Below are 22,579 nucleotides of genomic sequence, written 5' to 3' on the forward strand. Positions count from 1 at the left end.
CGGCCATTCCCGACACCGGGACATACCCACGAGGCAGCCGTGAATCAACCGTAAGAGCAGCCACCGGGACCAGCAACAGGACAGCGCTCGTGGACCGTGCCCCGCGTGACACCGAGGGTGCCGTGAACACCACGACAGGGCCGCGCGCACCTCGCCTCAGCCCTGCTTCGGGCCTGATTCTTTGAAGTTGCCCTTTCGAAGCAGTCGCCTTCCGCCGGCAGAAGCGGCAGCCCGGGTAGGATCGGCGATATCGGCTTGGAGACGGCGAAGAGAATCCATGTACTTTGCCGTCCACACCATCCTGACAGCTGCAGCGGTGCCGGACACCGCATCCCCGGCCAGGTCGCAGCGCACCGCTTCCTGAAGTGCCTTGCCCGCCACCATTCGCTGCACCACCTCGCCAGGGGCAGGCTGGGCGCCCGAAATCGCTCGACCTGCTCTCTCGAACCACGCGATAACTGGTGCGCTCGCTACCAGGATCTCGGCGCGCGCCGCGGCACGATCCCCCCTGGGTACATGACTGGAGTGAGACCACAGATCGTCGATGGCATCGGCGGTGATACGCAGTGTCACGACTGCATTCACGAGTGCGGTCACATCAGCCAGCACCAGACGCTTGGTGCCACGCTCGGCAAGATAGCTGCGGAAGGCATCGTCGAGCCGACGGGCGGAGTCTGCGGCCCGTTGTCTGTCGCCGTCAGGGGCTGGAGACGGTACGGCAAGGCTGTCGCATCGCGTGAGTCCGAACGCCACGGCGCTCCGCACGTACTGGGCGCTGGCGCCTAGGGCTTCGCCCAGCACTTGCCCTAGAGCAGCGGTGGCGCCGCGCGGCCAGAACAGGACGCCCACGACCAGGCTCACCGCGCACCCGAGCGCCACATCCTCGATCCGGACCAGTCCAATCTTCCAGCCGGCAGGGGCGATGATGGTGAAGAGGATGAGCAGGACGACAGTGAAGCCGACCTGCCCTGCTGTGAGTGAAGTGACCGCTGACTCGAGCCCCATGATCGCGATTGCCACAGGGAGTAGTAGCCAAAGGCCGGTGGGGTGTGGGCTCAGCGCAAGAATGAGCGCTACGCCGACGACGAGACCAATGACGTTGCCCAGCAGGGCACGAGCGATGGTTTGACCGGTGTTCAGCGCGTTGGACCGAAGGACGGAAAGTACGCCGAAGGCGATCCAGAACGAATGTTGTAAACCGCTCGCATGGGCGAGAAGCACTGCGAGACTCAGCGCGACGGCCCCTCGCACGCTGTTGCGCAGCCAAACCGAGTTGCTGTTCAGATGAGCTCGAGAACGTTCTCGGGCTGAGGAGAGAACTGACTTCGATCCTGCAGGGCGATACCCGATCAGTCGTTGCCACCAGGTTCGCCGCTGCGCTGAAGCGCTGAGATGGATATTCGCGGCAATAGCAGATACGGCGAAGCTCATTTCCTGGGCACGGAAGCTGGGAGCCAATGCACGCAACAAATGATTCATGGGCTCAGGGGTGGAAAGGGAAGCAGACCGGGAGAGAGCCTGAGCTGGTTTAGGTGTGAGGCTTTCCGGAAGGACGGTGGTCATGGTCTCCTCCAGTGCTGCCCGGGCTCGTTCGAGTCGGTCGATGTGGACGACCAGGCTCTGAGGGGCGGTCGTACTGGATACCAGTAGCGCCGCCCCGCACTCCAAGAGTTCTGCCGCCGCCAGCTTGACCTCGCACACCACGCCCTCGCTGAGGGGACGCTGGTTTCTCGGAGGTACTTGCTCCAGAACTTCGTCGAGCCATATCACCTGATCCACAAGCCGGACCAAGGCACGCGATTCAGTGGACAGACCGGTGGGTCGATGCGGCGTACTGAAAAAGGAATTCCGTAGATCTGCCACGCCGGTCGTCGCATCCTGGATCGCCGCGTTGAGCGCATCAGTGTGTACAGGGGAGAACCAGGAGCCGATGCAATCGACCTCCACGCGTAGGCGTCGCGCGAGCAGGGTGCAGGCTCGCGTGACGGAGGTCCGCAGCGGCTCACTGTTGGGAGCCGGCCACAGGACGGCGGTGGCGACGACAGTAGCCGCGCCGCCCATCGACCAGCCGACGACACGGTCCGGGATGCTGCTCACCGAGCCTGTGAATGTCGCGGGGAGCACGAAACTGATAAGGAGCGAAGTTGTTGCTCCTGCCAGCATGGAACTGATGACGCCTAGGAACAGGATGAGAAAGGAAGCCAGAAAAGTCGCAGCGACGGCCAGCCACACGAATTGGTCGGTCAGGCTTCCCAGGCAGATCAAGATGGTGGAGACGACGACCAACGTTGACTGTGAGGTCATACGTTCGCGCATCCGGCCGCTGAAGTTCACGAACATCGTCAGAACTATCGGGCTGATGGCCGCGAAAATCGCCATCGTCGGCCTGCCGATCGTCAAGTCTGCCACGGCGAAGAGCGCTGGTGTGAGGACAGCGACCCGAAGTGCGCGGCGCAGTGCCGACAGTTCCGGATCACGCCTGCGAAGCCAATTTGGTATGCGTGTTGCAAGGTGAGCACGCTGCTTGGTCGAACAGTGAGGAGCTGATCCCATGGAATTCAGCCCTTTACTCTAGGATGCGAAAAAAGTTCGGCGATGATCCGGCTCAAGGTGGGCTCATGCAGGGCAACTGCGAATGAATGCGCAGTGGGCCTCCGGTGTGTGCTGGAGACCCACTGCCGCATGTGCTCGGGGTGCTGCCCGTTCGCCTACTGGTGACCGGAGTCGCGGGCCGCGCTCACGATGAGGTCCGTGACCGCCTGGGGTGGGAAACCAGTGACACGTGCGAGGAGTTGATCTCCACCGTCTTGCGCGCGTGTGCGCGCTTGGCCTCGTACCGCTCAAGGCTCGGGTTGATGGCCCGGTCCTGCCTGCCGACGAGCACGCAGACCGGCTTGTCCCGCCAGGCCGCTGCGGTGAGCTTGTCGGTGAACCCCGACTGCGCGATCGGGCGCTGCGTCGACGCCATGACGGACGCCTGCTGCTGCGGGAGGTCCTGAGCGAAGGTCGCGTGGAGCTTGTCGGCCTGGATGTGCACGTCCGTGCCCGTGGTGCCGTCGCCGTTGCGGAACGGCACCTGCTTGAGCGCCGTGGTGAGCGGGGCGGGCGGGAACTTGCCGGAGAGGCCGGCGAACGAGTTGGGCGGTGCGATGACCCGGTAGCCGTCGTGCTGCAGGCGCTGCACCACTCCGTTCCAGCTGGACCCGTCGGCGAATGCTCCGTGTACGAGCACCACGGTCGGCTTCTGGCCCCCTGTGGCCCTGCCGAGGTCGCCTGCGGCTGTGGCCCTGCCGAGGTCGCCTGCGGCGTGAGCCGGCACCACGGTCAGGGCGGAAAGCACCGCCACTCCCAGGGCCGGTCTGCCCTTGCCTGATTTCAAGATCCCAGAGGTCGTCATGTGCTTCCACATCCTCCGCGTACAAGGTGAACTCGGCCTTTTCGGCGACTGAGAAACACTAAGGATCGTGGGGAAGTGTCGGCCGTAGCCGCCGTAATTGCCGGATCCGGTCGGCGACGCGAACCCGGACGCGAGCCTCTGGTGCGGAAAGCGGAGAGCCGACGTTAGGTGCTAGATCAGCGTAGCCCTGAATCGACGGCGGGCAAGCCCAGACCTGTTACCCAGATATCGGCGAATTACACCTACTCGCATATCGAATGCCTGCGTCCAGGGAAGTGGTGTATGAGTTCGACCCGATCCGGGGGTTTGCTCCGGCGTCGGGATGAGGCCCGCATAGGTGAACGGCCACCGGCTGATCTTCGAGGTGTCGAAGCCCGAAGGAGAACAGCACGATGACCGCACCCGACAGTCTGCCTCTGCACGCCCTTACTGAGGACAACCTCGCTGCGGCGAGTCCCGATCTGCTGCGCGCGATGGTCAAGACGCTCGCCGACGCCCTTATGTCCGCGGAGGCGGACGCCCTCTGCAACGCCGAATACGGGCAGGTCAGCGACGAGCGAGTCAATCATCGCAACGGATATCGCCCGCGCGAGTGGGACACGCGCGCCGCTACCGTCGAACTCGCCATCCCCAAGCTGCGGCAAGGCAGTTATTTCCCGCACTGGCTGCTCGAACGACGCCGCCGGGCTGAGCAGGCCCTCATCTCGGTGGTCGCGACCGCCTACCTGCTGGGCGTCTCCACCCGCCGAGTGGAGAAGCTCGCCGAGTCCCTGGGCGTCACCCAGTTGTCGAAGTCCCAGGTCAGTGCGATGGCCAAGCATCTGGACGAGCAGGTCGCCGCGTTCCGCAACCGGCCCCTGGACCAGGGCCCTTACTCGTTCGTCCGGGTCGACGCGCTGACCCAGAAGGTCCGCGAAGGCGGCCGGATCATCAACGTCCACGCGCTGATCGCGGTCGGCGTCAACGCCGACGGGCACCGGGAGATCCTCGGCATCGACGTCGCCACCCGCGAGGACGGCGCCGGCTGGCTCGCCTTCCCGCGCTCGCTGATCGCCCGTGGCCTGTCCGGCGTCCAGCTCGTCATCTCCGATGCCCACGCGGGCCTCGTCGACGCGATCGGCGCCGCTCTGCCTGGAGCATCGTGGCAGCGCTGCCGCACGCACTGAAGCCGTAAGGATTCAACATGGTGTTTCGCCGCCTTCTGTGACGGATGCGAGTATGTCGGCGGCCGTTGCGAAGCGTCGTTCGGCGAGCGTCGGGACGTATGTGTCCTGTTCGAGGAGGGGACGGACATCCTCGATGGCGTTGCGTATGGTGCCGCGGCTGACACCGAACAAGGTGGCCAGGGCTTGCTGATCGCACAGATCTCGCTGGGAAAGGACCGTCGCCAAGATCCTGTCGGCGTCGGTGATCTTTTGACGGAAGACGCCACCACGGGTTCCCGGGCGCCGATCACCACCGCGCTTGCGATGACGGCGTTGTTCGAGAGCGGCTTGGTAGGGCACGGTGATCCGGTCGATCAGTGCTTGGAAGTCCGGGCGGGACATGCCGGTGAGAGCGGGGTGAGACAGGGTCTGGGAGAGTTCCATCCTGTTGGTGGTCGCGCCGTCCTGCGCCCAGTCGCGCAGCTCTTGGGCGGAGGAGAAGTAGTGCGCGGTCTGCGAGACGTTGACCTGCTGGGCGTCCATGAGTGTGCGGGTCTCGCTGATGACCTTGCCGATCGTGACCGCGTTGATGGCGAGCAGATCGACGAGAACCTTCTGGGAACAGACGCGGCGTAGGTAGATCACGGTGACGAGGATGCGGTCGGCGTTCGAGAGCAGGGGTCTGCCGTGTGCTCCGGGTGCTTTTAAGCGGCGGCCGCCGCGCTGCTGGAACTTGCGTTGTTCGGCCTGGGCGGCTTGCGCGGGGGCCAGTTGGGCGCACAGTGCCTTCAGCTCCGATGAGGTCATGCCGCTCAGACGCGGGTCGGAGAGCATCGCCAGAACCTGCGACCTTCTCTGGTCCCGATCGTTCGTGCTGGTCACGCAGTTGCCGGCGGCGCCGGCCGGGGCGATCGTGTAGTTCCAGGATCCGTGCTGGTCATGGGGTGTGATCGGCAGAGAGCGCAGGTGTTCGCGGCTGACGGAGATTCCCACCGGGTAGGTCCCGGTGTCCAGCTCGGCGTGAACGCGCAGGCCAGTGCGGGTGCGGGTCGCGGCGATGCTGTTGACCACGACTTCGTGGCTGGTCAGGGGCCTGCCACGCCAGTTCATGGTGATGTGGGAGAACAGCCGGTGCTCGACCTTGTTCCACTTCGAGGTGCCCGGCGGGAAGTGGCAGACGGTCACCGTGAGACCCATCTGGGCGGCGAAGGCGGCGAGTTCGGCCTTCCATAACCGGTAGCGGTAGCTGTTGGACCCTCCGCAGTCCGCGGTGATCAACAGTCTGTCGGCATCCGGGTAGTCCGCCCGCCCGCGGACCCGCCACCAGCGGCGGATCGACTCGACAGCGAACACCGAGGTGTCGTGATCGGTACCGACGTTCACCCAGCCGCTGTCGCGGGCCAGATCGTAGATGCCGAAGGGTATCGCCACGTCGACGTCGGGGCCGATGAAGTAGAAGCTGTGGTCCTCCACCTGCACCGGATCGCCGGCGGGGCGCCATTGCCGCCCGGGGTTCGGCAGCTGCCCCAACTGTTCCTTCTTCTTAGCATCGATGCTGATCACCGGCTGACCGCCGGACTGGTGCTCCTTGACCTGCTCGTTGATGTAGCGGAACTGTGCGTCCCGGTCGGGGTGTTGCTTACCCTCCAGCGTCTTGGCGCTGGCCTGCAGGCTGAAGCCCTGCCCTCTCAGAAGCCGTCCGACGGTCGGAGCGGAGACCGGGTGACCCTGCCGGGTCAGCTCCTCTGCGAGGTTGCGCAGGGACTTGGTGGTCCAGCGCAGCGGCGACATCGGATCACCCCGCTCATCCGGCTCCACCAGCTTCAGCAACGCAGGAACCAGGGAAGGATCTTGTTCCTCGGCGGGCTTGCGGCCACCCCCGGGGCGCCGGACGCAGCCATCCGGTAGCTGATCCCCACCGGCCTCCAACTCGAACACCCCGTTACGGACCGTGCTCTCGCTCACCCCGGCCACCCGCGCAACGGCCCGTACCCCACCGTGTCCGAGCAGTCGCGCCTCCTGGGCCAGCATCAGACGCCGCTGACGCTCGTTCAGATACGGCAAGACGACCTGGAACCGCAGCGCAAGCTGATCCAGAACGTCGGCGGCGAAGCTCATACCAGAGCAACGATCTTGTCCTATGGAAGCAACGGGTTGATTCTTTACGGCTTCACTACGCCCGCAACCTGCGGAGCCAGGTCCCGAAATCGGCCCAGCCCTGGGTGGCCACCTTGCTGCGGACCGTCTTCGAACAGCCCGACAGCGACGCCGTCCAGGCCCAGATGCGGCACGTCCTCGACGCACTGGAGGCCAAGTTCCCCCGGGCGGCCGAGCACCTCGATGCCGCCCAGCACGATCTGCTGGCGTTCACCACGTTCCCGCGCGAGATCTGGCGGCAGATCTGGTCGAACAATCCGCAGGAGAGGCTGCACAAGGAGATCCGCCGCCGCACCGACGTGGTCGGCATCTTCCCCGACCGCACCGCCCTGATCCGCCTGGTCGGCGCGGTCCTGGCCGAGCAGAACGACGAGTGGACCGAGGCCCGCCACTACATGGGCCGCGAACTCCTCGCCAAGACCCGCCTCCACCCGATCGAGTCAGAAACCGACAAGCCCGACCTGCCCACCGAACTCACCGCATAGCCTCAAAACGAGATCACCGAGTGGCCGTCGATACACCACTCCGGCGGACGCGACCCCTTGTACTTGCCCGCAGAGCCGAGCGGCAAAGCCGGGTCGACCTCTCGTTCAGGTCGCCTACCACGCAACGGCCCTGAGTCGATCAGCCCCAAGCTGTCCGAGTTCAACAGAGCGTAGTCAGTACCAAGTCAGCACGGGAGTCAGCACCGCACCGTCAAATCACTCCGAACTACGCGTCACGGACGGCACTCGTTTCGACCACCTTCGAGCCCCTGAATCGCCCTTCCGTGACCCGGCATGGCGGCCACACGCATAACCAACCCGTGAACTATGTGGCCCCACCACATGTGCCCTTGACCTGCATCTTCCTACCGTGTGCCGACACGTACCCGTCCCCACCGCACACGAGGAAGTGGCGCACATGGCCTCCATAGCATCCGCTCCCCCAACGCCCGCCAACCTGAAGCGCATCGTCGCCGCCAGCCTCATCGGCACCACCATCGAGTGGTACGACTTCTTCCTGTACGGGTCCGCCGCAGCCCTGGTGTTCAACAAGCTGTTCTTCCCCGACTCGGACCCGCTGGTCGGGACGCTGCTGTCCTTCCTCACGTACGCGGTCGGGTTCGCGGCCCGGCCGGTCGGGGCGCTGGTGTTCGGGCACTACGGTGACCGGCTGGGGCGCAAGAAGCTGCTGGTGCTGAGTCTGCTGCTGATGGGCGGGGCCACCTTCGCCATCGGTCTGCTGCCCACGCACGCGACCATCGGGAGCGCCGCGCCGGTGCTGCTGACCGTGCTGCGGCTCGTGCAGGGCTTCGCGCTCGGTGGCGAGTGGGGCGGTGCCGTCCTGCTGGTGTCCGAGCACGGGGACGCTCGGCGACGCGGCTTCTGGGCCATCAGCATGGCCGCAGACCGGAGCGCCTGCCGGGCAATTGCTCGCGACCGGTGTGCTGTCCCTGCTCACGGCCGTGCTGTCGGACGGCGCCTTCGGCTCCTGGGGCTGGCGGATCCCGTTCCTGCTCTCCGGTGTGCTGGTGATCATCGGTCTGTGGATCCGTCTCTCCGTCGATGAATCGCCGGTCTTCAAGGAGGCGCAGGCGCGGGCCGAGGCGCTGAGGGACGGCGGTGAGGAGAAGCTGCCGCTCGTCTCCGTGCTGCGCCACCACTGGCGTGACGTGCTGGTCGCGATGGGCGCCCGGATGGCGGAGAACATCAGCTACTACGTCATCACGGCCTTCATCCTCGTCTACGCCACCACGTCCGCCGGCGTCTCGAAGCAGACCGCGCTCAACGCCGTCCTCATCGGCTCCGCCGTGCACTTCGCGGTGATCCCCGCCTGGGGCGCGCTCTCCGACCGGGTCGGACGGCGTCCCGTGTACCTGTTCGGTGCGGTCGGGATCGGCCTGTGGATGTTCCCGTTCTTCTCGCTCGTCGACACGGGGTCGTTCGGGAACCTGATCCTGGCGGTGACCGTCGGACTGGTGCTGCACGGCGCGATGTACGCGCCCCAGGCCGCCTTCTTCGCCGAGATGTTCGCGACCCGGATGCGCTATTCCGGTGCCTCCATCGGCGCCCAGTTCGCCTCGGTGGCGGCCGGTGCGCCCGCCCCGCTCATCGCCACGGCCCTGCTCTCCGCGTACGGCAGTTCCACGCCCATCGCCCTGTACGTGATCGCGGCCTGCGTGCTGACCCTGGTCGCGGTGGGCGTGGCCCGGGAGACCAGGCACCGTGATCTCGCCCGGGTGGACGCGGTCGACGCGCAGAGCGCCGAGGCGAGCCCCGCGACCGAGGCCCGCACAGCCTGACGGGTCCACACGACCTGACCGTCCGCTCCTCCTGTGTACCGGCCGGCTCTCCGCTGCGGGGAGCCGGTCAGTGCCGTTGCGGTGTCGCCAACCAGTGCAGGCGCAGGGCCAGTTGGATCTCCAGGGCGCGGGACGGCGTCTGCCAGTCACCGCCGAGCAGCCGGCCCACGCGCTCCAGCCGCTGCGCGACGGTGTTCACGTGCACATGGAGGGCGTCCTTGGTGCGGGCCGGGCTCATCGCGCACGCGAAGTAGGCGTCCAGGGTGCGCAGCAGCTCCGTACCGCGTCGTTCGTCGTAGGCGACGACCGTGCCGATGGTGCACTCGACGAAGCCGCCGATGTCGCGTTCGCCGGCGAGCAGCAGGCCGAGGAAGCCGAAGTCCTCGGCCGCCGCGCCGTCTCCGCCGCGGCCCAGCAAGTGGAGGGCGTCCAGGCAGCGGCGGCCCTCGGTGTAGGCGGCGGCCACCGTGTCCGGGTGGGCGGCGAGGTCGGTGACGGGGGCGGAGGCGCCGACGGTGACGGGCTGGTGGACGGCCGTGCCCAGGTCGCGGGCGGTGCGGCGGGCGAGGCCGGTGGCGCTGTCGCCGGTGCCGAGGGGCAGCAGCAGGACCGTGCCGCCGTCGCGGGCGGCGGCCAGGCCCTGCCGCGTGGCGGCGAGGTGGGAGGCGGCGGACCACAGCCGGCGGCGGGCGTCGGCCTCCTCCTCGGCGTCGGCCGCGGGGCCGTCGAGACGGGCGGCGAGGACGACATGCGTGGCGTCCAGGTCGGCGTGCAGCCGTGCGGCGCGCTCGCGGAGCAGGCGCGGGTCGCGGTCGTGGGCGTGGGCGTCCAGGAGGTCGTCCAGCAGCTCGCCCCGTACGCGCTGTTCGGCCTCGGTGGCGGAGCGGCGGGCGAGCAGGAGCAGCGAGGTGACCATCGCCGCGCGCTCCAGGGTGCGCTGGTCGACGGGGTCCAGGTCCGGGTGGCCGCGCAGGGCGAGCGCGCCGAGGAGTTCCCCGCCCGCGGCGACCGCGGCGATCCAGTCGTCGCCGTGCGGTACGGCGTGCCCCTCGGTGCTGGACGTCTTCAGCGCGGCGGCCGGCGTGGTGCCGGTCTCGGTGAACTCGACCGTGCCGTCGAGGACTTGCGAGACGGCCGCCGCGACGTCGTGGACCCCGCCGCCGCGCAGGACGAGTTCGGCGAGCCGGTCGTGCACCTCGGAGGCGCGCTCGATGACCGAACTGCGGTCCCGGATGATCTCGTTGGCGCGCTCCAGCCCGGCCACGGCGGCACGTGTCTCGGTGAGCAGGTTGGCGGTGTCGATGGCGGTGGCGGCGAGGGCGGCGAAGGAGCCGAGCAGGGCGATCTGTTCGCGTTCGAAGACGCGGGCGCGCCGGTCCGCGGCGAACAGGACACCGATGACGTGCGGTCCGAGCATCAGCGGGACACCGAGGATGGCGACCAGGCCCTCGTCGCGCACACCGGCGTCGATGGCGAGGGTGTGCTGGAAGCGGCTGTCCTTGAAGTAGTCGTCGGTGACGTACGGCCGCGCGGTCTGGGCGACGAGGCCGCCGAGCCCCTCCCCCATGCCGAGGCGCAGTTGCTGGAAGCGTGCGGCGACGGAGCCCTCGGTGACCCGCATGTAGGTGTCGCCGCGCGCCGGGTCGTGGAGGCTGAGGTAGGCGATGTCCGTGCCGAGCAGGGAGCGGGCGCGCTGCACGATCGCCTGGAGGACGGCGTCCGCGTCCCTGAGTCCCGCCAGGTCGTGGGCGGTCTCGAAGAGCGCGGACAGCTCCGCCTCGCGTCGCCGGCGCCCCTCCAGTTCGGAACGGACGCGCAGGGCGAGGAGCTTGGCCTGTTCCAGCGCCGCTATCCGCTCGGCCGGCTGTCCCTCGGCGCGGGCGAGCAGCAGCGGCTGCTCGTAGGCCTCCACGGAGGCGTCGCGGGCCAGCAGTGCGAGGTACGAGGCCTGCGCACTGCCGTCGGACTCCCCGCGGGCGTTCCCGGTGGCGGGGCGCCCGGCGGGCTGCACGTGATCGAGAGACATGGTCACAGGATTCCGCATCGGCCGCCCGGCGCGGCAGGCCTGTGGACAACTTCGCCGCCGGACGCCCCGGGCCTGTTCAGTGGGCCGTCCAGCCGCCGTCCAGCACCAGCGAGGTGCCGGTGACGAAGGACGCCTGCGGGCCGCACAGGTAGGCGACGGCCTCGGCGACCTCCTCCGGCTCGATGAGGCGCCGGACCGCGCTGTCCTTGAGCAGGATCTCGGACAGCACGCGTTTCTCGGGGATGCCGTGGGCGCGTGCCTGGTCGGCGATCTGCTTCTCGACCAGTGGGGTGCGCACATAGGCCGGATTCACACAGTTCGAGGTCACACCATGGGGGGCGCCTTCCAGGGCGGCCGTCTTGGAGAGTCCTTCGAGACCGTGTTTGGCGGCCACATAGGCGGCCTTGAAGGCAGAGGCGCGCAGCCCATGGACGGAGGACACATTGACGATCCGGCCCCAGCTCTGCGCGTACATGTGCGGGAGGGCGCCGCGGATGAGCCGGAAGGGGGCCTCCAGCATCACGGTCAGTACGGTGTGGAAGACCTCGGGCGGGAACTCCTCCAGGGGGCGGACCAGCTGAAGGCCGGCGTTGTTGACCAGGACGTCGGTGCCGGCGGCCACCTCCTCGGCGGCGTCGAGGTCGGTGAGGTCGAGGACGTGCGGCTCGATCGTGCCCGTGAGACCGCCCGAGCCCTTGAGATCGCCCGTGCCCGTGAGATCCCCCGCGCCCTTGGCCACCTCGACCAGCTCGGCGAGGCCCGCGGAGTCCCGGTCGACGGCTCTGACCCGGGCCCCGGCTGCCGCGAGCCGCAGCGCGCAGGCGCGGCCGATGCCGCCGGCGGCGCCGGTGACGAGGGCGGTGCGACCGCCGAGGTCGAGCGAGGGGCTGTGGTGGCCGGACAGGGCGCTGGGCTGGGTCATGTGTCGACCCTAAGGAGCACCCTCTCCCGACCACATGTGGTCACACTCCATACTTCATTCAAAAGTCGTGGGGTCGAACCATGTGGGTTCATCAGACATGGCCTGTTTGATCCGGACGAGATGGCGCTCGTCCATGGGCGGCAGTGCGTCCACCTCGAACCAGCCGACGTCCACCGACTCGTCGTCGTTGACGCGGGCCTCGCCGCCGACGGCCCGGCAGCGGAAGGTGATGTCCATGAACTGGCAGATGTCGCCGTTGCCGAACGTCACGCGCTCGCTGGACTTCACCATGACGATCCGCTCGGGGACGCACCGTACCGCGGTCTCCTCGTAGACCTCGCGCACCGCGGCGGCGGCCGGCTGCTCCCCGGGTTCCGGGATTCCGGAGAGCACCGCCCACTGGTGGTTGTCCGAGCGCTGCCCCAGCAGGACTCGGCCCTGGTCGTCGAAGACGACCGCGCTGACGCCGGGGAGCCACAGCAACTGGTGGCCCGCGCTTGCCCTGATCGTGCGGATGAAGTCAGGAGTAGCCATGGGACCGACCCTAACGGGCCGCAGCCGGCACCTCGGGCGGCGCCGGCGGGCTGTCGACGCGCGTACGGCTACGCGTCACCCGAGCGCCTGGCCCGGATCCCGGACCCGATCGCCCAGCCGAGGCCGCCCGCGGCGACCAGCACCAGGGCCATCTCGGGCAGGATGCCCATCCGGGTCGCGGGTGTCTCGGAGGTCCGCAGCGGGACCTTCTGGACCAGGTAGGCGGGCACGAACATGCCGGTCTTCTGAGTGATCCGCCCGTCCGGCATGATCACCGCGCTGACCCCGCTGGTGACGGGCACCGTCACGGTCCGGCTGTGCTCGACGGCGCGGATGCGGGACATGGCGAGCTGCTGGTAGGTCATCTCGCTGCGGTCGAAGGTGGCGTTGTTGCTCGGTACGGAGATCATCTCCGCGCCGTGCGTGACGGTGTCGCGGACGGCCCAGTCGAAGGCGGCCTCGTAGCAGGTGGCCAGGCCGACCTTGGTCCCGTGGATGTCGAACACGCCCGGCTCGGTGCCCCGGCTGAAGTCCTGGCGGACCATGCCGGTCCAGTCCTTGTTGATCGCGCCGACGAGCCCGCGCAGCGGGAGGTACTCGCCGAAGGGCTGGATCTGCCGCTTGTCGTAGGTCTGGACCGGCCCTTTGGCCGGGTCCCACAGGATCTGCTCGTTGAGCAGCTTCCCGTCGCTCTCGACGACCGCGCCGACCGAGATGGGCACACCGACCGCCTTGGCCGCCCCCTCGATGACGGCAGCCGCGTCGGGGTAGCCGAAGGGGTCGATGTCCGAGGAGTTCTCGGGCCACAGCACGTAGTCGGGCTTCGGGACCTTGCCGGCCTTCACGTCGGCGGCCAGCTTGAGGGTCTCGCGCGCGTGGTAGTCGAGGACGGCGCGCCGCTGGGCGTTGAACTCCAGACCGGCGCGCGGCACGTTGCCCTGGACGACCGCGACCGTCGCCGTTCCGCCCTCGGCCTTGTCGCTGACCAGCGCTCGGGCGGCGACCGCGCCGGCGACCGGCACGGCGACGCTGAGCAGCGCGGCGGCAGCGGCCGCCTTGCGGACGGTCTGCGTACGGCGCCGCTCGACGATCAGCCGCCCGGCCTCGTACAGGCCGAAGCCGCACAGGACGACCGCGAAACCGAGCACCGGGGTGCCGCCCACCGCGGCGAGCGGCAGGAAGACGCCGTCCGCCTGCCCGAAGGCGATCTTGCCCCAGGGGAAACCGCGGAACGGCACCCGCGCGCGTACCGCTTCTCCGGCGATCCACACGGCGGCAGCCCACACCGGCCAGGCAGGCAGCCTGGACACCGCCGCGATGCCGACACCGACGAGGGCGACGAAGACCGCCTCGATGGCGACCAGCGCGAGCCAGGGACCGGGACCGACCTCCACGCCGGTCCACGCCAGCAACGGCAGCAGGAAGCCGAGCCCGAAGAGGTAGCCGAGGCCGAGCGCCGCCTTCCAGCCGCGACCGCGCAGCAGCCAGGCGAACCCGGCGAAGGCGGGCAGGGCCAGCCACCACAGGGTGCGCGGCGGGAAGCTGACGTAGAGGAGCACTCCGCACAGCGCGGAGGCGAGGGCCGGGACCAGGCGCAGGAGCCGACGGCCGCGCGCGCCCTGCACGGAGGGCGGCTGCAGATGGTCCGGCTGGTCCACGGAAGTTGCGGTGACGGTCACCCGGGGAGTGTACGGCGGCGCGCCTCGCCGCCGACAGCACGGTCGGCTCGTCACCGACGGCACGGACAGGGCGGCCGACCTGCGCGGAAGCACGAACCGTCCCCTGGCCGCACGGCAACGGGCACGGTCCACGCGCGGGGCGGCACCCTGCCCGACGCAGACCGTCGGCACGACCGGTGCAGACCGTCAGCACCCCGCCCGACGCCGACCGGAGCAGACCGTCAACAAGCCCCTCGCACGCCGCCGGCACGACCCGCGCGGACCGCCGGCACGACCCGCGCCCGTGCCGACGATCTGCGGGAATCACGACGATTCCCAGCGACTCGTCCACAAACCGGTCATCAGCCGTTACGGTGTGGCCAGCCTCGGCGGTGCGGCCGGTTCCGGTGTGTACGGCCGAGGTTCGCCGCGACACGGGGGACGGGTACGGGGGGCGACGGGTGGGGTCGAGGGGGATGACGTCCGCGACAGGCACGGCCACAGGCGCGGACGCGGATCGCATCAGGAGAAACGTTTCTGACGGGGCGGGCATGATCCTGCTGGGCGCCTGCGCCGCCTGGTCGCTGATCACGGCCGCCGTCCACGACGGACGGCCGGAGGGCGTCCTGCTCGCGGTGCTCGCCACGGCCGCCGGCTACGCCGTGGGAAGGATCTCCGGGGCGCTGCTGCCGGTGGCCGCGCCCGGCGCGGGGGCGGCGGCCGGGCTCGCACTGACCGTGCTGATGCCCGATGTCCTGCCCGGACACGGGTACCTCGCCCCGCTCGGACAGGCCGGTGCCAGCGCCGCCCTGCCGGCGCTGGCCACGGGTGCGGCGTGCTGCGCCGCCTGGTCGACCTCCGTACCGGCGCTGCGGCTCGGCCTGCGGGTGCTCGCGGTCGCCGTCGCCCTGACCGCGGCTGCCGTCGGCTCGGCCATCGGCTGCCTGGCCAGCGTCGCCGTACTGCTGTGCTCGCTCGCCGCGGGCTCGATGCGCCACCGCGGCGTGGGCATCGCCGGCCTGGCGCTGGTGGCGTTCGTGACGGCCGGAGCCGTGTGGGCGGTCGCGGCGGGCGCCCTGCCCGGTGATCCCGGCGCGGCGCTGGAGGGCCGGTTCGCCCCGCACCGGCTCGAACTGTGGCAGGACGCGCTGCGACTGGCCCGTAGCGCCCCGGGTCTCGGAGTGGGCCCCGGCCGCTTCGGCGAGCTGAGCACCACCGGGACGAGGGCTCTGCCCGACGGCAAGCCGCACTCGGCGCCGCTCCAGCAGGCCTCCGAACAGGGCGTGGTGGGCGTGCTCCTGCTCGCGGCCACCTTCTGCTGGGTCCTCCACGCGCTGTGGCGGACCCCACGCCCGACCCCGGTCGCCCTGACCGCGGGCGCGGCGCTGACGGCACTCGCGGTGATCGCCTCGGTCGGCAACGCGCTGAGCTTCACGACGGTGACGGCGGGTGCGGGACTGCTGGCCGGCTGGGCGACAGCACGACCGTGGGCCGGTGAGGAGGCCGACGGTCCGAGGCTCTGAGGCTCCGGGACTCTGGGACCCTGAGGCTCCGTTGCCCCAGAGACGCAGAAGGGTCGGAGGCGCAGAAGGGTCGGAGGCGGGGCGTGGGCCTGGGCCTGGGATCGTGGCGCGGTGTCAGGCCGCCGTACCGGGCGTGATCGTACTCAGCCGGTCCCTGATGACCCGTACCGCCGACTCCGCGTTGTCCACGGTGATCGTGAACGTGTGGCCGTCCCACAGGCTGAGCACGATGCCCTCGCCGCGGCGCACGACGACCGCGGTGCCCTTCTCGGGGCGCCAGCGGTAACCCCAGCCGCCCCATTGGCGCGGGGTGACGTGCGGGGTGAAGTCGGCGCCGGCGACCTGGGAGAGCGGGATGCGGCGGCGTGGGAGGCCGATGTGGCCGCAGCGCACTTCGAGGCACTCCTGGTCGAGCCTGAGGTCGACGTGCACGAAGGCGAGTGTGCCGAAGAGCACGAGGAGGCCGGCCGCGATACAGCCGACGACGGCCATCACCAGCGGGGCGGTGCCCGAGGTCCAGGGCGCGGCCACGGCCAGCTCGATACCGAGCGCCATGCAGGCCGCGCCGACCAGCGCCAGCAGCCACTGCACACGGTTGGTGGCGCGCCCGGTCCAGACGTCGGGGAGGGGAAGGTCCTCGGCGTCGCGGTGGTCCCTCATGCCTACGAGGTTACTCAGGTTTCGCTGCGCGGGTACCTGCTCGCGGACAGTCACTGGTGCGGCCGGGCCGCCGGGCCGCCCGGCGGGCGCGCGGCAGCCCATGGCGGCCCGGTGGCCCCGCGGCTTCCCGTCGTGGGTGTCAGCGCCGGTCGGCGAAGGGGCCGACGGCGGGCAGAAGGCGCCCCTCGGCGTAGTGCAGCGCGGGCGCGGGCAGCTCGCCCTCGCGGCCGCTCAGCAGCACGGTCAGGGTTCCCTCGGCCGGGGCGTCGGGGGCGGGCAGCTCACCGAGGCGGCGCAGGGCCTGGGCGGCCACGGCTCCGGCGGAGCCGTGCAGGACGAGCGGGGCGGCACCGGGGCGCCGCACGGCGGTGCGGATACGTTCCGCCACCAGCTCGTAGTGGGTACAGCCCAGGACGACGGTCGTCACGTCCTCGGGGGTGAGCGCGGCGGCGGCGGTGACGGCGGCGCCGATGGCCGCCTCGTCCGCGTGCTCCACGGCCTCGGCGAGCCCCCAGCAGGGCACCTCGCTGACCTGGACGCCGTCCGCGAAGTCCGCGATGAGCCCGCGCTGGTACGGGCTGCCGGTGGTGGCGGGGGTCGCCCAGATGGCGACGGGGCCGCCGCCCGCGGCGGCCGGCTTGATCGCCGGGACGGTGCCGATGACCGGGACGCCCGGTTCCAGGCGGGCGCGCAGGGCGGGCAGGGCGTGCACCGTGGCGGTGTTGCAGCCGACGATCAGGGCGTCGGGCCGGCGGGCCGCCGCGGCCTCCGCGACGGCCAGGGCCCGCCCGGTGAGGTCCTCGGGGGTGCGCGGCCCCCAGGGCATGCCGTCGGGGTCGAGGGAGAGGATGAGATCCGCGTCGGGCCGCAGGCGCCGTACCGCGGCGGTGGCCGCCAGAAGGCCGATTCCGGAGTCCATGAGCGCGATCTTCACCCGGCCACGATAGACGATCGCCCCCTGCGGGCCCGTCCGGTGGGGCAGACTTCGGGCCGTGAGCGCCCTCGCGTGGACGACCGTGGTATCACTCGCCTCCCTCGCCGCCTGGTGCTGGCTGCTGCTGTGCCAGGGCTTCTTCTGGCGGACGGACGTCCGGCTGCCGCGGCGCCGGGAACCGGAGGCGTGGCCGTCGGTGTGCGTGGTCGTCCCGGCCCGTGACGAGGCGGCCGTGCTGCCCGCGAGTCTGCCCTCGCTGCTGGCCCAGGAGTATCCCGGGCGGGCGGAGGTCGTCCTCGTGGACGACGGGAGCACCGACGGCACCGGGGAACTGGCCCGGGAGCTGTCCCGGCGGCACGGCGGGCTGCCGCTCACGGTGGCCTCGCCCGGGGAGCCGCCCGCGGGCTGGACGGGCAAGCTGTGGGCGGTGCGGCACGGCATCGGGCTGGCACGCGCGCGTGGCCCCGAATACCTGCTGCTGACGGACGCGGACATCGCGCACGCCCCGGACAGCCTGCGCGAGCTGGTGGCAGCGGCCCGTACCGGCGGCTTCGACGTGGTCTCGCAGATGGCGCGGCTGCGGGTGGAGAGCCTGTGGGAGCGACTGGTCGTCACGGCGTTCGTCTATTTCTTCGCGCAGCTGTACCCGTTCCGCCGGATCGGACGGAAGGGGTCGCGTACGGCGGCTGCGGCGGGCGGCTGTGTGCTGCTGCGCGCGGAGACGGCCGAGCGGGCACGGATCCCGGACGCCATCCGGCACGCCGTCATCGACGACGTGGCGCTCGCGCGCGCGGTGAAGGGCGTCGGCGGCCACGTCTGGCTGGGGCTGGCCGAGCGGGTGGACAGCGTGCGCCCCTACCCGCGGCTGCACGACCTGTGGCGGATGGTCTCACGCAGCGCGTACGCCCAGCTGCGGCACAACCCGCTGCTGCTCCTCGGGACGGTCGCCGGACTCGCCCTGGTGTACCTGGTGCCGCCCGCGGCGGTGGTGACGGGCGCCGTCACGGGCGACGCGGTGACGGCGGCCGTCGGCGCGGCGGCGTGGGCGGTGATGGCGGCGACGTACGTGCCGATGCTCCGCTACTACCGGCAGCCGCTGTGGCTCGCTCCCCTGCTGCCGTTCACCGCGTTCCTCTACCTCCTGATGACGGTCGACTCCGCGGTGCAGCACTACCGGGGCCGGGGCGCGGCCTGGAAGGGCCGTACCTACACGCGCCCCGGCGCCGTTCCCGACGAGGGCTGAGCGGAGTCACTTGCGGCCTGGCGTCCAGTTCATGCCCCATCCGTAGGCGCGGTCCATGGTGCGCTGCGGGCTCACCCCGCGCTCCGGCACCAGGTACCGCGCCTCGCGCTGTACGACGAGGTCTCCGCCCGTGTTGGTGATCAGCGCGAGCGCGCACACCGACGAGGGGACCGTGCACTCGTCCAGCGAGAACTCGACCGGGGCGCCGTTCTGCGGCTGGAAGGTGACGGTGGCGTGCAGGTCGGCGAAGGAACTGGCGCCTTCGTAGATGGTGACGAAGACGAGAATGCGCCGGAAATCCCGGGTGTGGTCGAGGTTGACGGTGAGGTTCTCACCGCTCGCCAGGCCACCGGTGCGGTCGTCGCCGTCGAGGTGGATGTACGGCGGCCGGCTCAGCGAACCGAAGGCGTTACCGAGAGCCTGTACGACGCCCTTCCGGCCGTCGGCGAGTTCGTACAGGGCGCCCAGGTCGAGGTCGACGTCTCCCCGGCGACGCCCCCGGCCCCGGAACTGCTCGCGCACCTGCCAGTTGAGGTTGACCCGCATGGCTCCGGAACTGCCGCCCTGCTTGGTCAGCGAGACGGACGGCGCGGCCTTCGTGAGCGTGACCTTGGAGAGCCGGACCGGCTGCGCCGAGGGAGGCGGGGGCAGAGGCGCGGGAGTCGAGCCCGGGGGCGGTGGGGGCAGGTGGGTCAGCGGGGTGCCCGAAGGCGGCGGGGACGGCGGGACGACCGGTGGTGATGGCGGTGATGGCGGTAGCGGTGGCGGTGGCGGTACGGCTGCCGGTGGGCGCGCGGTCACGGGAGGAGCCACCGGAGGCGCTGCGGGAGGTGCGGGCATCGGGGCGGGCGTGCGGCCGGACGCCTGGGCGGGCGTCTGGCCGGGCGGCACCGCGCCCTGCTGAGGCTCGTCGACGGTGATGCCGAAGTCCGTCGCCAGACCTTCCAGTCCGCTGCTGTACCCCTGGCCCACGGCGCGGAACTTCCAACCGCCCTGGCGGCGGTAGAACTCGCCGAGCACGAAAGCCGTCTCCACGCTCGCGCCGGGGCTGTCGAAGCGGGCGACCACGGCGCCCGTGCCCGCGTCGGTCACCTCGATGGCCAGGTCCGGGACCTGTCCGAAGGTCCCGCCGTCGGCGGAGGCCGCGAGGACGATCCGCTCGATCGCGCCCTCCACGCGCGCGAGGTCCACGAAAAAGGGTGTCGCTCACGTGGTCGCCGGCATCGCGCTTGCCCTCGTGGCGGACCGCGCCGGAGGGGTGCGAGGGCTGGTTGTAGAAGACGAAGTCCCGGTCGGAGCGAACCTTTCCGGCCACGAGCAACAGCGCCGAGGCGTCCGCGTCGGGCACACCGGGTCCCGGGCGCCAGCGCATTTCGACGCGCAGCGCGGCGGTCGGCACCGGCGCGTTCGATCCCTTCGGCATTGACATGTCGGCCCCCTCGGTTTCGGCGTCCCGGACGCTCCCGGCCGCCAGGGTCGTCCCTACCCGCTCAACGTATTCCAGCCACGCTGAACTCCCGGGACCGGCACAGGAAGATCGCCGGTCAACCGCCGGTAACCCTGTGGGAGCTTGGCCTTTACACGATTCAAACGGGGGCCGGAGTCCATTTTTGCCAAGTTCGCTCGTATTAGGGACACCAGGTCACTGCCGACACGGAAAACAACCCTCTTATCGGTCTCCCCAACCAGCACATCGTGGGCTTAACTTATGTGCCATGACCTCCCCCCGCTCCACTTATGGTGGCGGCTACTACTCCGCCTCCTTCCCGGACACTCCGATCTACGACTCGCTCGTGGCCGAGCGGGGCACCCCGCAGATCGCCCCGATCCGGGTCCCCGCCGCCTACGAATCGGCGAGCAACCTGCCCGCCCTGCCGTCGGCGCTGCCGGCCCTCCCGGCGGCCCCCTCCCCCCAGCCCCCCGCGTACGGCTACCCGCAGATGGCGCAGTCCGCGCCGCTGCAGCAGGCGCCCACGGCGTACATCCCGCAGCAGGCCGGTGCGCCGCGCGGCTACGCCGGGCAGCAGGCGCCGATGCAGCGTCCGATGACCAACGGCGGAGGCACGGGATACGAGGCCATGCGTCCGGCCGCGCCGCGCCCCCCGCAGGCTCCTTACCAGGACCCGTACAACAACCAGCAGTACCGCGGCTACTGATCCGCGCGCCCCGGCCGCCGTGTCGCCTGGCAGGGTGGCCTCATGGGGAACGCGACACTGCACTCGATCCACGTCCATCCGGTCAAGGCGCTCCGCGGCCTGTCGCCACGGCAGGCCGCGGTAGAGCCCTGGGGGCTGGCCGGTGACCGGCGCTGGGCTCTTGTCGACCTCGGGGGAAGGGTCGTCACGCAGCGCGAACAGCCACGTCTCGCGATGGCCGCCGCCGAGCTGCTGCCCGGCGGCGGCCTTCTGCTGTCCGCGCCCGGTCGTGCGCCGCTGACGGTGCCCGTCCCGGAGCCGGCAGCGGCGGCTCCGGCGGCGACGGTGCTCATCGACATCTTCGGCACCAAGGTGGAGGCGGTCGCCGCCTGCGCCGCCGCTCATGACTGGTGCAGTGCGTACGTGGGTGCCGACGTCCGCCTGGTCCACCTCGACGACCCGGCCACGCGCCGCCCCATCGACCCGGACCACGCGCTGCCCGGCGAGACGGTGAGCCTCGCCGACGGATACCCCCTCCTCGTCACCACGCTCGCCTCCCTCGACGCCCTCAACTCCCTGCTCGCACAGGGCGAGCACGCCGACGAGGGTCCGCTGCCCATGAACCGTTTCCGGCCGAACCTGGTCGTGGCGGGCACCGAGCCGTGGGCGGAGGACCACTGGTCGCGCATCTCGGTCGGCGAGGTCGTCTTCCGGGTCGCGAAGCCCTGCGGGCGCTGCGTCGTGACCACCACCGACCAGGACAGCGCCGTGCGCGGCCGTGAACCGCTGCACACGCTGGCCCGCCACCGCCGGCGCGACGGGCAACTGCAGTTCGGCCAGAACCTGGTACCCCTCGGGCCCGGCACGGTCCGGGTCGGGGATCCGGTGCGCGTGCTGACGTAGTGGCGGACGGCCGGGCGGTGGGCAATGGGCGGCCGGGCGATGAGCGGCCGGACGGCTGGCGGCTGGCGGCTGGCGGCTGGCGGCTGGCGGCGAGGCTCCCGATCGCCGTGGCCTGCGGCCGGGAACCACAGGGGACGCGCGGTCGTTGAGGTGATGTGAGAGATTCGTGAGAGGTGCCGGCCGGACGTGATGTCGCTCTCTCGGCCGGGCCTCGGGGTGAGCGGCTCCGCCGTGGGTTGTCACGGAGTCGAAGGGGGTGGGGATGTGCGGGCGTTGAGCGGTCTGTGGCGCTGGCGTGGCAATCCGCTGCGCCGGGGAACCGACGTGGCCGAGGCCTGGCTTGCCCTGGTGGCGCTGCTCTTGGTCGTCGCGGCGGCACCCGCGGTCGGCTCCCTGGTCGGTACCACCGCGCAGGACTCCCTGCAGCGGGCGGTGGTGGGCCAGCGTCACTCACACCATCTGGTCACGGCCACCGTGGTCCGCAAGCTGAGCGACGCGTTGCCGGAGACCGACCCCGACACCAGCGCCGCGCAGATCCGCAGCCGGGTCCTGGCCGACTGGACCGCACCTGACGGCACCCGGCAGCACGGCCCGGTCCTGGCGAGCCTCAAGTCCCCGCACCAGGGGGACCACTTCGGACTCTGGACGGATCCGCACGGCCGAATAACCACCCGCCCGCTGGATCCGGCGACGGCGACGACACACGCGGTGCTCGCCGGGATCGGCGCCGCCCTGGCGACCGCCGCACTGGTCGAGGCCGGCCGCCGGCTGGTCGTCTGGCGCATGGTCCGCCGCCGGTACGCGCGTTGGGACCAGGCCTGGGACCGCGCGGGTCCGGACTGGGGCAAGGCGGGCACGGGCAGCTGACGGCCTTCCGTCTCTGGTCAATCCATGGTCCGCGCGCACGCTACGGTGGACCGGCCGACTCGCTCTCGGCATCAACCCGCACGCGAGCGAGCCGAAGGGCGCGCCGGTGACCGGAGCGCGACGCGTCGAGGCCCCTGTGGGCCGGGCGCGCCCGTGTTCCCGCCTCCGGCGGCAGCGCCCAGCAGGTGAAC

At 70.6% G+C, this 22,579-nt stretch carries 15 protein-coding genes and 4 pseudogenes; 8 read left to right on the plus strand and 11 right to left on the minus strand.

Going from position 1 to position 22,579, the window contains the following annotated elements:
* Nucleotides 1-156 precede the first annotated feature (156 nt).
* Both ACGFYV_RS09805 and ACGFYV_RS09810 read right to left on the minus strand, forming a co-directional pair.
* Nucleotides 157-2,409, minus strand: a complete 2,253-nt coding sequence (locus ACGFYV_RS09805; RefSeq protein ID WP_393877837.1) for an FUSC family protein — start codon at nt 2,407-2,409, stop codon at nt 157-159.
* A 328-nt stretch (nt 2,410-2,737) separates the two neighbouring features.
* Nucleotides 2,738-3,397, minus strand: coding sequence for an alpha/beta fold hydrolase (locus tag ACGFYV_RS09810; RefSeq protein ID WP_393877838.1), 660 nt, complete (start codon nt 3,395-3,397; stop codon nt 2,738-2,740).
* 392 nt (nt 3,398-3,789) lie between these two features.
* Between ACGFYV_RS09810 and ACGFYV_RS09815 the strand changes: the two are divergent.
* Nucleotides 3,790-4,560: pseudogene (locus ACGFYV_RS09815) on the plus strand (IS256 family transposase); the annotation flags it as partial.
* A gap of 15 nt (nt 4,561-4,575) precedes the next feature.
* Here ACGFYV_RS09815 and ACGFYV_RS09820 read toward each other — a convergent pair.
* Nucleotides 4,576-6,660 (minus strand): ISAzo13 family transposase, encoded by a 2,085-nt coding sequence (locus tag ACGFYV_RS09820; RefSeq protein ID WP_393877839.1) that lies wholly within the window; start codon nt 6,658-6,660, stop codon nt 4,576-4,578.
* Nucleotides 6,661-6,707: 47 nt separating this feature from the next.
* Here ACGFYV_RS09820 and ACGFYV_RS09825 point away from each other — a divergent pair.
* Both ACGFYV_RS09825 and ACGFYV_RS09830 read left to right on the plus strand, forming a co-directional pair.
* Nucleotides 6,708-7,184: pseudogene (locus ACGFYV_RS09825) on the plus strand (transposase); the annotation flags it as partial.
* A gap of 418 nt (nt 7,185-7,602) precedes the next feature.
* Nucleotides 7,603-8,983 (plus strand): annotated as a pseudogene (locus ACGFYV_RS09830) (MFS transporter).
* Nucleotides 8,984-9,050: 67 nt separating this feature from the next.
* On the opposite strand, the gene ACGFYV_RS09835 reads toward ACGFYV_RS09830, so the two are convergent.
* The 4 genes from ACGFYV_RS09835 to lnt all read right to left on the minus strand — a co-directional run bounded on the left by ACGFYV_RS09835 (nt 9,051) and on the right by lnt (nt 14,144).
* On the minus strand, nt 9,051-11,009 hold the full coding sequence (locus tag ACGFYV_RS09835; RefSeq protein ID WP_393877840.1) for a helix-turn-helix domain-containing protein: 1,959 nt from the start codon (nt 11,007-11,009) through the stop codon (nt 9,051-9,053).
* Nucleotides 11,010-11,085: 76 nt separating this feature from the next.
* The gene (locus tag ACGFYV_RS09840) at nt 11,086-11,931 is read right to left on the minus strand and encodes a 3-hydroxybutyrate dehydrogenase (protein WP_393877841.1); all 846 of its coding nucleotides are present in this window, start codon (nt 11,929-11,931) and stop codon (nt 11,086-11,088) included.
* Between the two features lie 54 nt (nt 11,932-11,985).
* Entirely contained in the window at nt 11,986-12,465 is a 480-nt protein-coding gene (locus ACGFYV_RS09845) for an NUDIX domain-containing protein (protein WP_393877842.1), read from the minus strand.
* A 68-nt stretch (nt 12,466-12,533) separates the two neighbouring features.
* Complete coding sequence (gene lnt, locus ACGFYV_RS09850) at nt 12,534-14,144, minus strand: apolipoprotein N-acyltransferase (RefSeq protein ID WP_393877843.1); 1,611 nt, start codon at nt 14,142-14,144, stop codon at nt 12,534-12,536.
* A gap of 530 nt (nt 14,145-14,674) precedes the next feature.
* On the opposite strand from lnt, the gene ACGFYV_RS09855 reads away from it, so the two are divergent.
* Nucleotides 14,675-15,646: an O-antigen ligase family protein gene (locus ACGFYV_RS09855; protein ID WP_393877844.1), complete on the plus strand. Its 972-nt coding sequence runs from the start codon at nt 14,675-14,677 to the stop codon at nt 15,644-15,646.
* A 114-nt stretch (nt 15,647-15,760) separates the two neighbouring features.
* Here the strand turns inward: ACGFYV_RS09855 and ACGFYV_RS09860 are convergent, their stop codons facing one another.
* Nucleotides 15,761-16,306 (minus strand): hypothetical protein, encoded by a 546-nt coding sequence (locus ACGFYV_RS09860; protein ID WP_393877845.1) that lies wholly within the window; start codon nt 16,304-16,306, stop codon nt 15,761-15,763.
* A gap of 139 nt (nt 16,307-16,445) precedes the next feature.
* Entirely contained in the window at nt 16,446-17,240 is a 795-nt protein-coding gene (locus tag ACGFYV_RS09865) for a glutamate racemase (RefSeq protein WP_393877846.1), read from the minus strand.
* A 58-nt stretch (nt 17,241-17,298) separates the two neighbouring features.
* Here ACGFYV_RS09865 and ACGFYV_RS09870 point away from each other — a divergent pair, with 58 nt between their 5' ends.
* Nucleotides 17,299-18,483 (plus strand): glycosyltransferase, encoded by a 1,185-nt coding sequence (locus ACGFYV_RS09870; protein ID WP_393877847.1) that lies wholly within the window; start codon nt 17,299-17,301, stop codon nt 18,481-18,483.
* Between the two features lie 6 nt (nt 18,484-18,489).
* On the opposite strand, the gene ACGFYV_RS09875 is transcribed toward ACGFYV_RS09870, so the two are convergent.
* Together ACGFYV_RS09875 and ACGFYV_RS09880 are read right to left on the minus strand one after the other, a co-directional pair.
* Nucleotides 18,490-19,674 carry a TerD family protein gene (locus tag ACGFYV_RS09875; RefSeq protein WP_393877848.1) on the minus strand — a complete coding sequence of 395 codons (1,185 nt, stop codon included), beginning with the start codon at nt 19,672-19,674 and terminating at the stop codon, nt 18,490-18,492.
* 79 nt (nt 19,675-19,753) lie between these two features.
* Nucleotides 19,754-19,912 (minus strand): annotated as a pseudogene (locus tag ACGFYV_RS09880) (TerD family protein); the annotation flags it as partial.
* A gap of 286 nt (nt 19,913-20,198) precedes the next feature.
* Between ACGFYV_RS09880 and ACGFYV_RS09885 the strand changes: the two are divergent.
* From ACGFYV_RS09885 to ACGFYV_RS09895, 3 genes are all read left to right on the plus strand, one after another.
* The gene (locus tag ACGFYV_RS09885) at nt 20,199-20,639 is read left to right on the plus strand and encodes a DUF6643 family protein (RefSeq protein WP_393877849.1); all 441 of its coding nucleotides are present in this window, start codon (nt 20,199-20,201) and stop codon (nt 20,637-20,639) included.
* Nucleotides 20,640-20,681: 42 nt separating this feature from the next.
* The gene (locus tag ACGFYV_RS09890; protein WP_393877850.1) at nt 20,682-21,521 is read left to right on the plus strand and encodes an MOSC domain-containing protein; all 840 of its coding nucleotides are present in this window, start codon (nt 20,682-20,684) and stop codon (nt 21,519-21,521) included.
* Nucleotides 21,522-21,785: 264 nt separating this feature from the next.
* Nucleotides 21,786-22,388 carry a hypothetical protein gene (locus ACGFYV_RS09895; protein ID WP_393877851.1) on the plus strand — a complete coding sequence of 201 codons (603 nt, stop codon included), beginning with the start codon at nt 21,786-21,788 and terminating at the stop codon, nt 22,386-22,388.
* The last annotated feature ends 191 nt before the right edge of the window (nt 22,389-22,579 follow it).

It is taken from the genome of Streptomyces sp. NPDC048297 (assembly GCF_043201585.1).
Classification (GTDB): domain Bacteria; phylum Actinomycetota; class Actinomycetes; order Streptomycetales; family Streptomycetaceae; genus Streptomyces.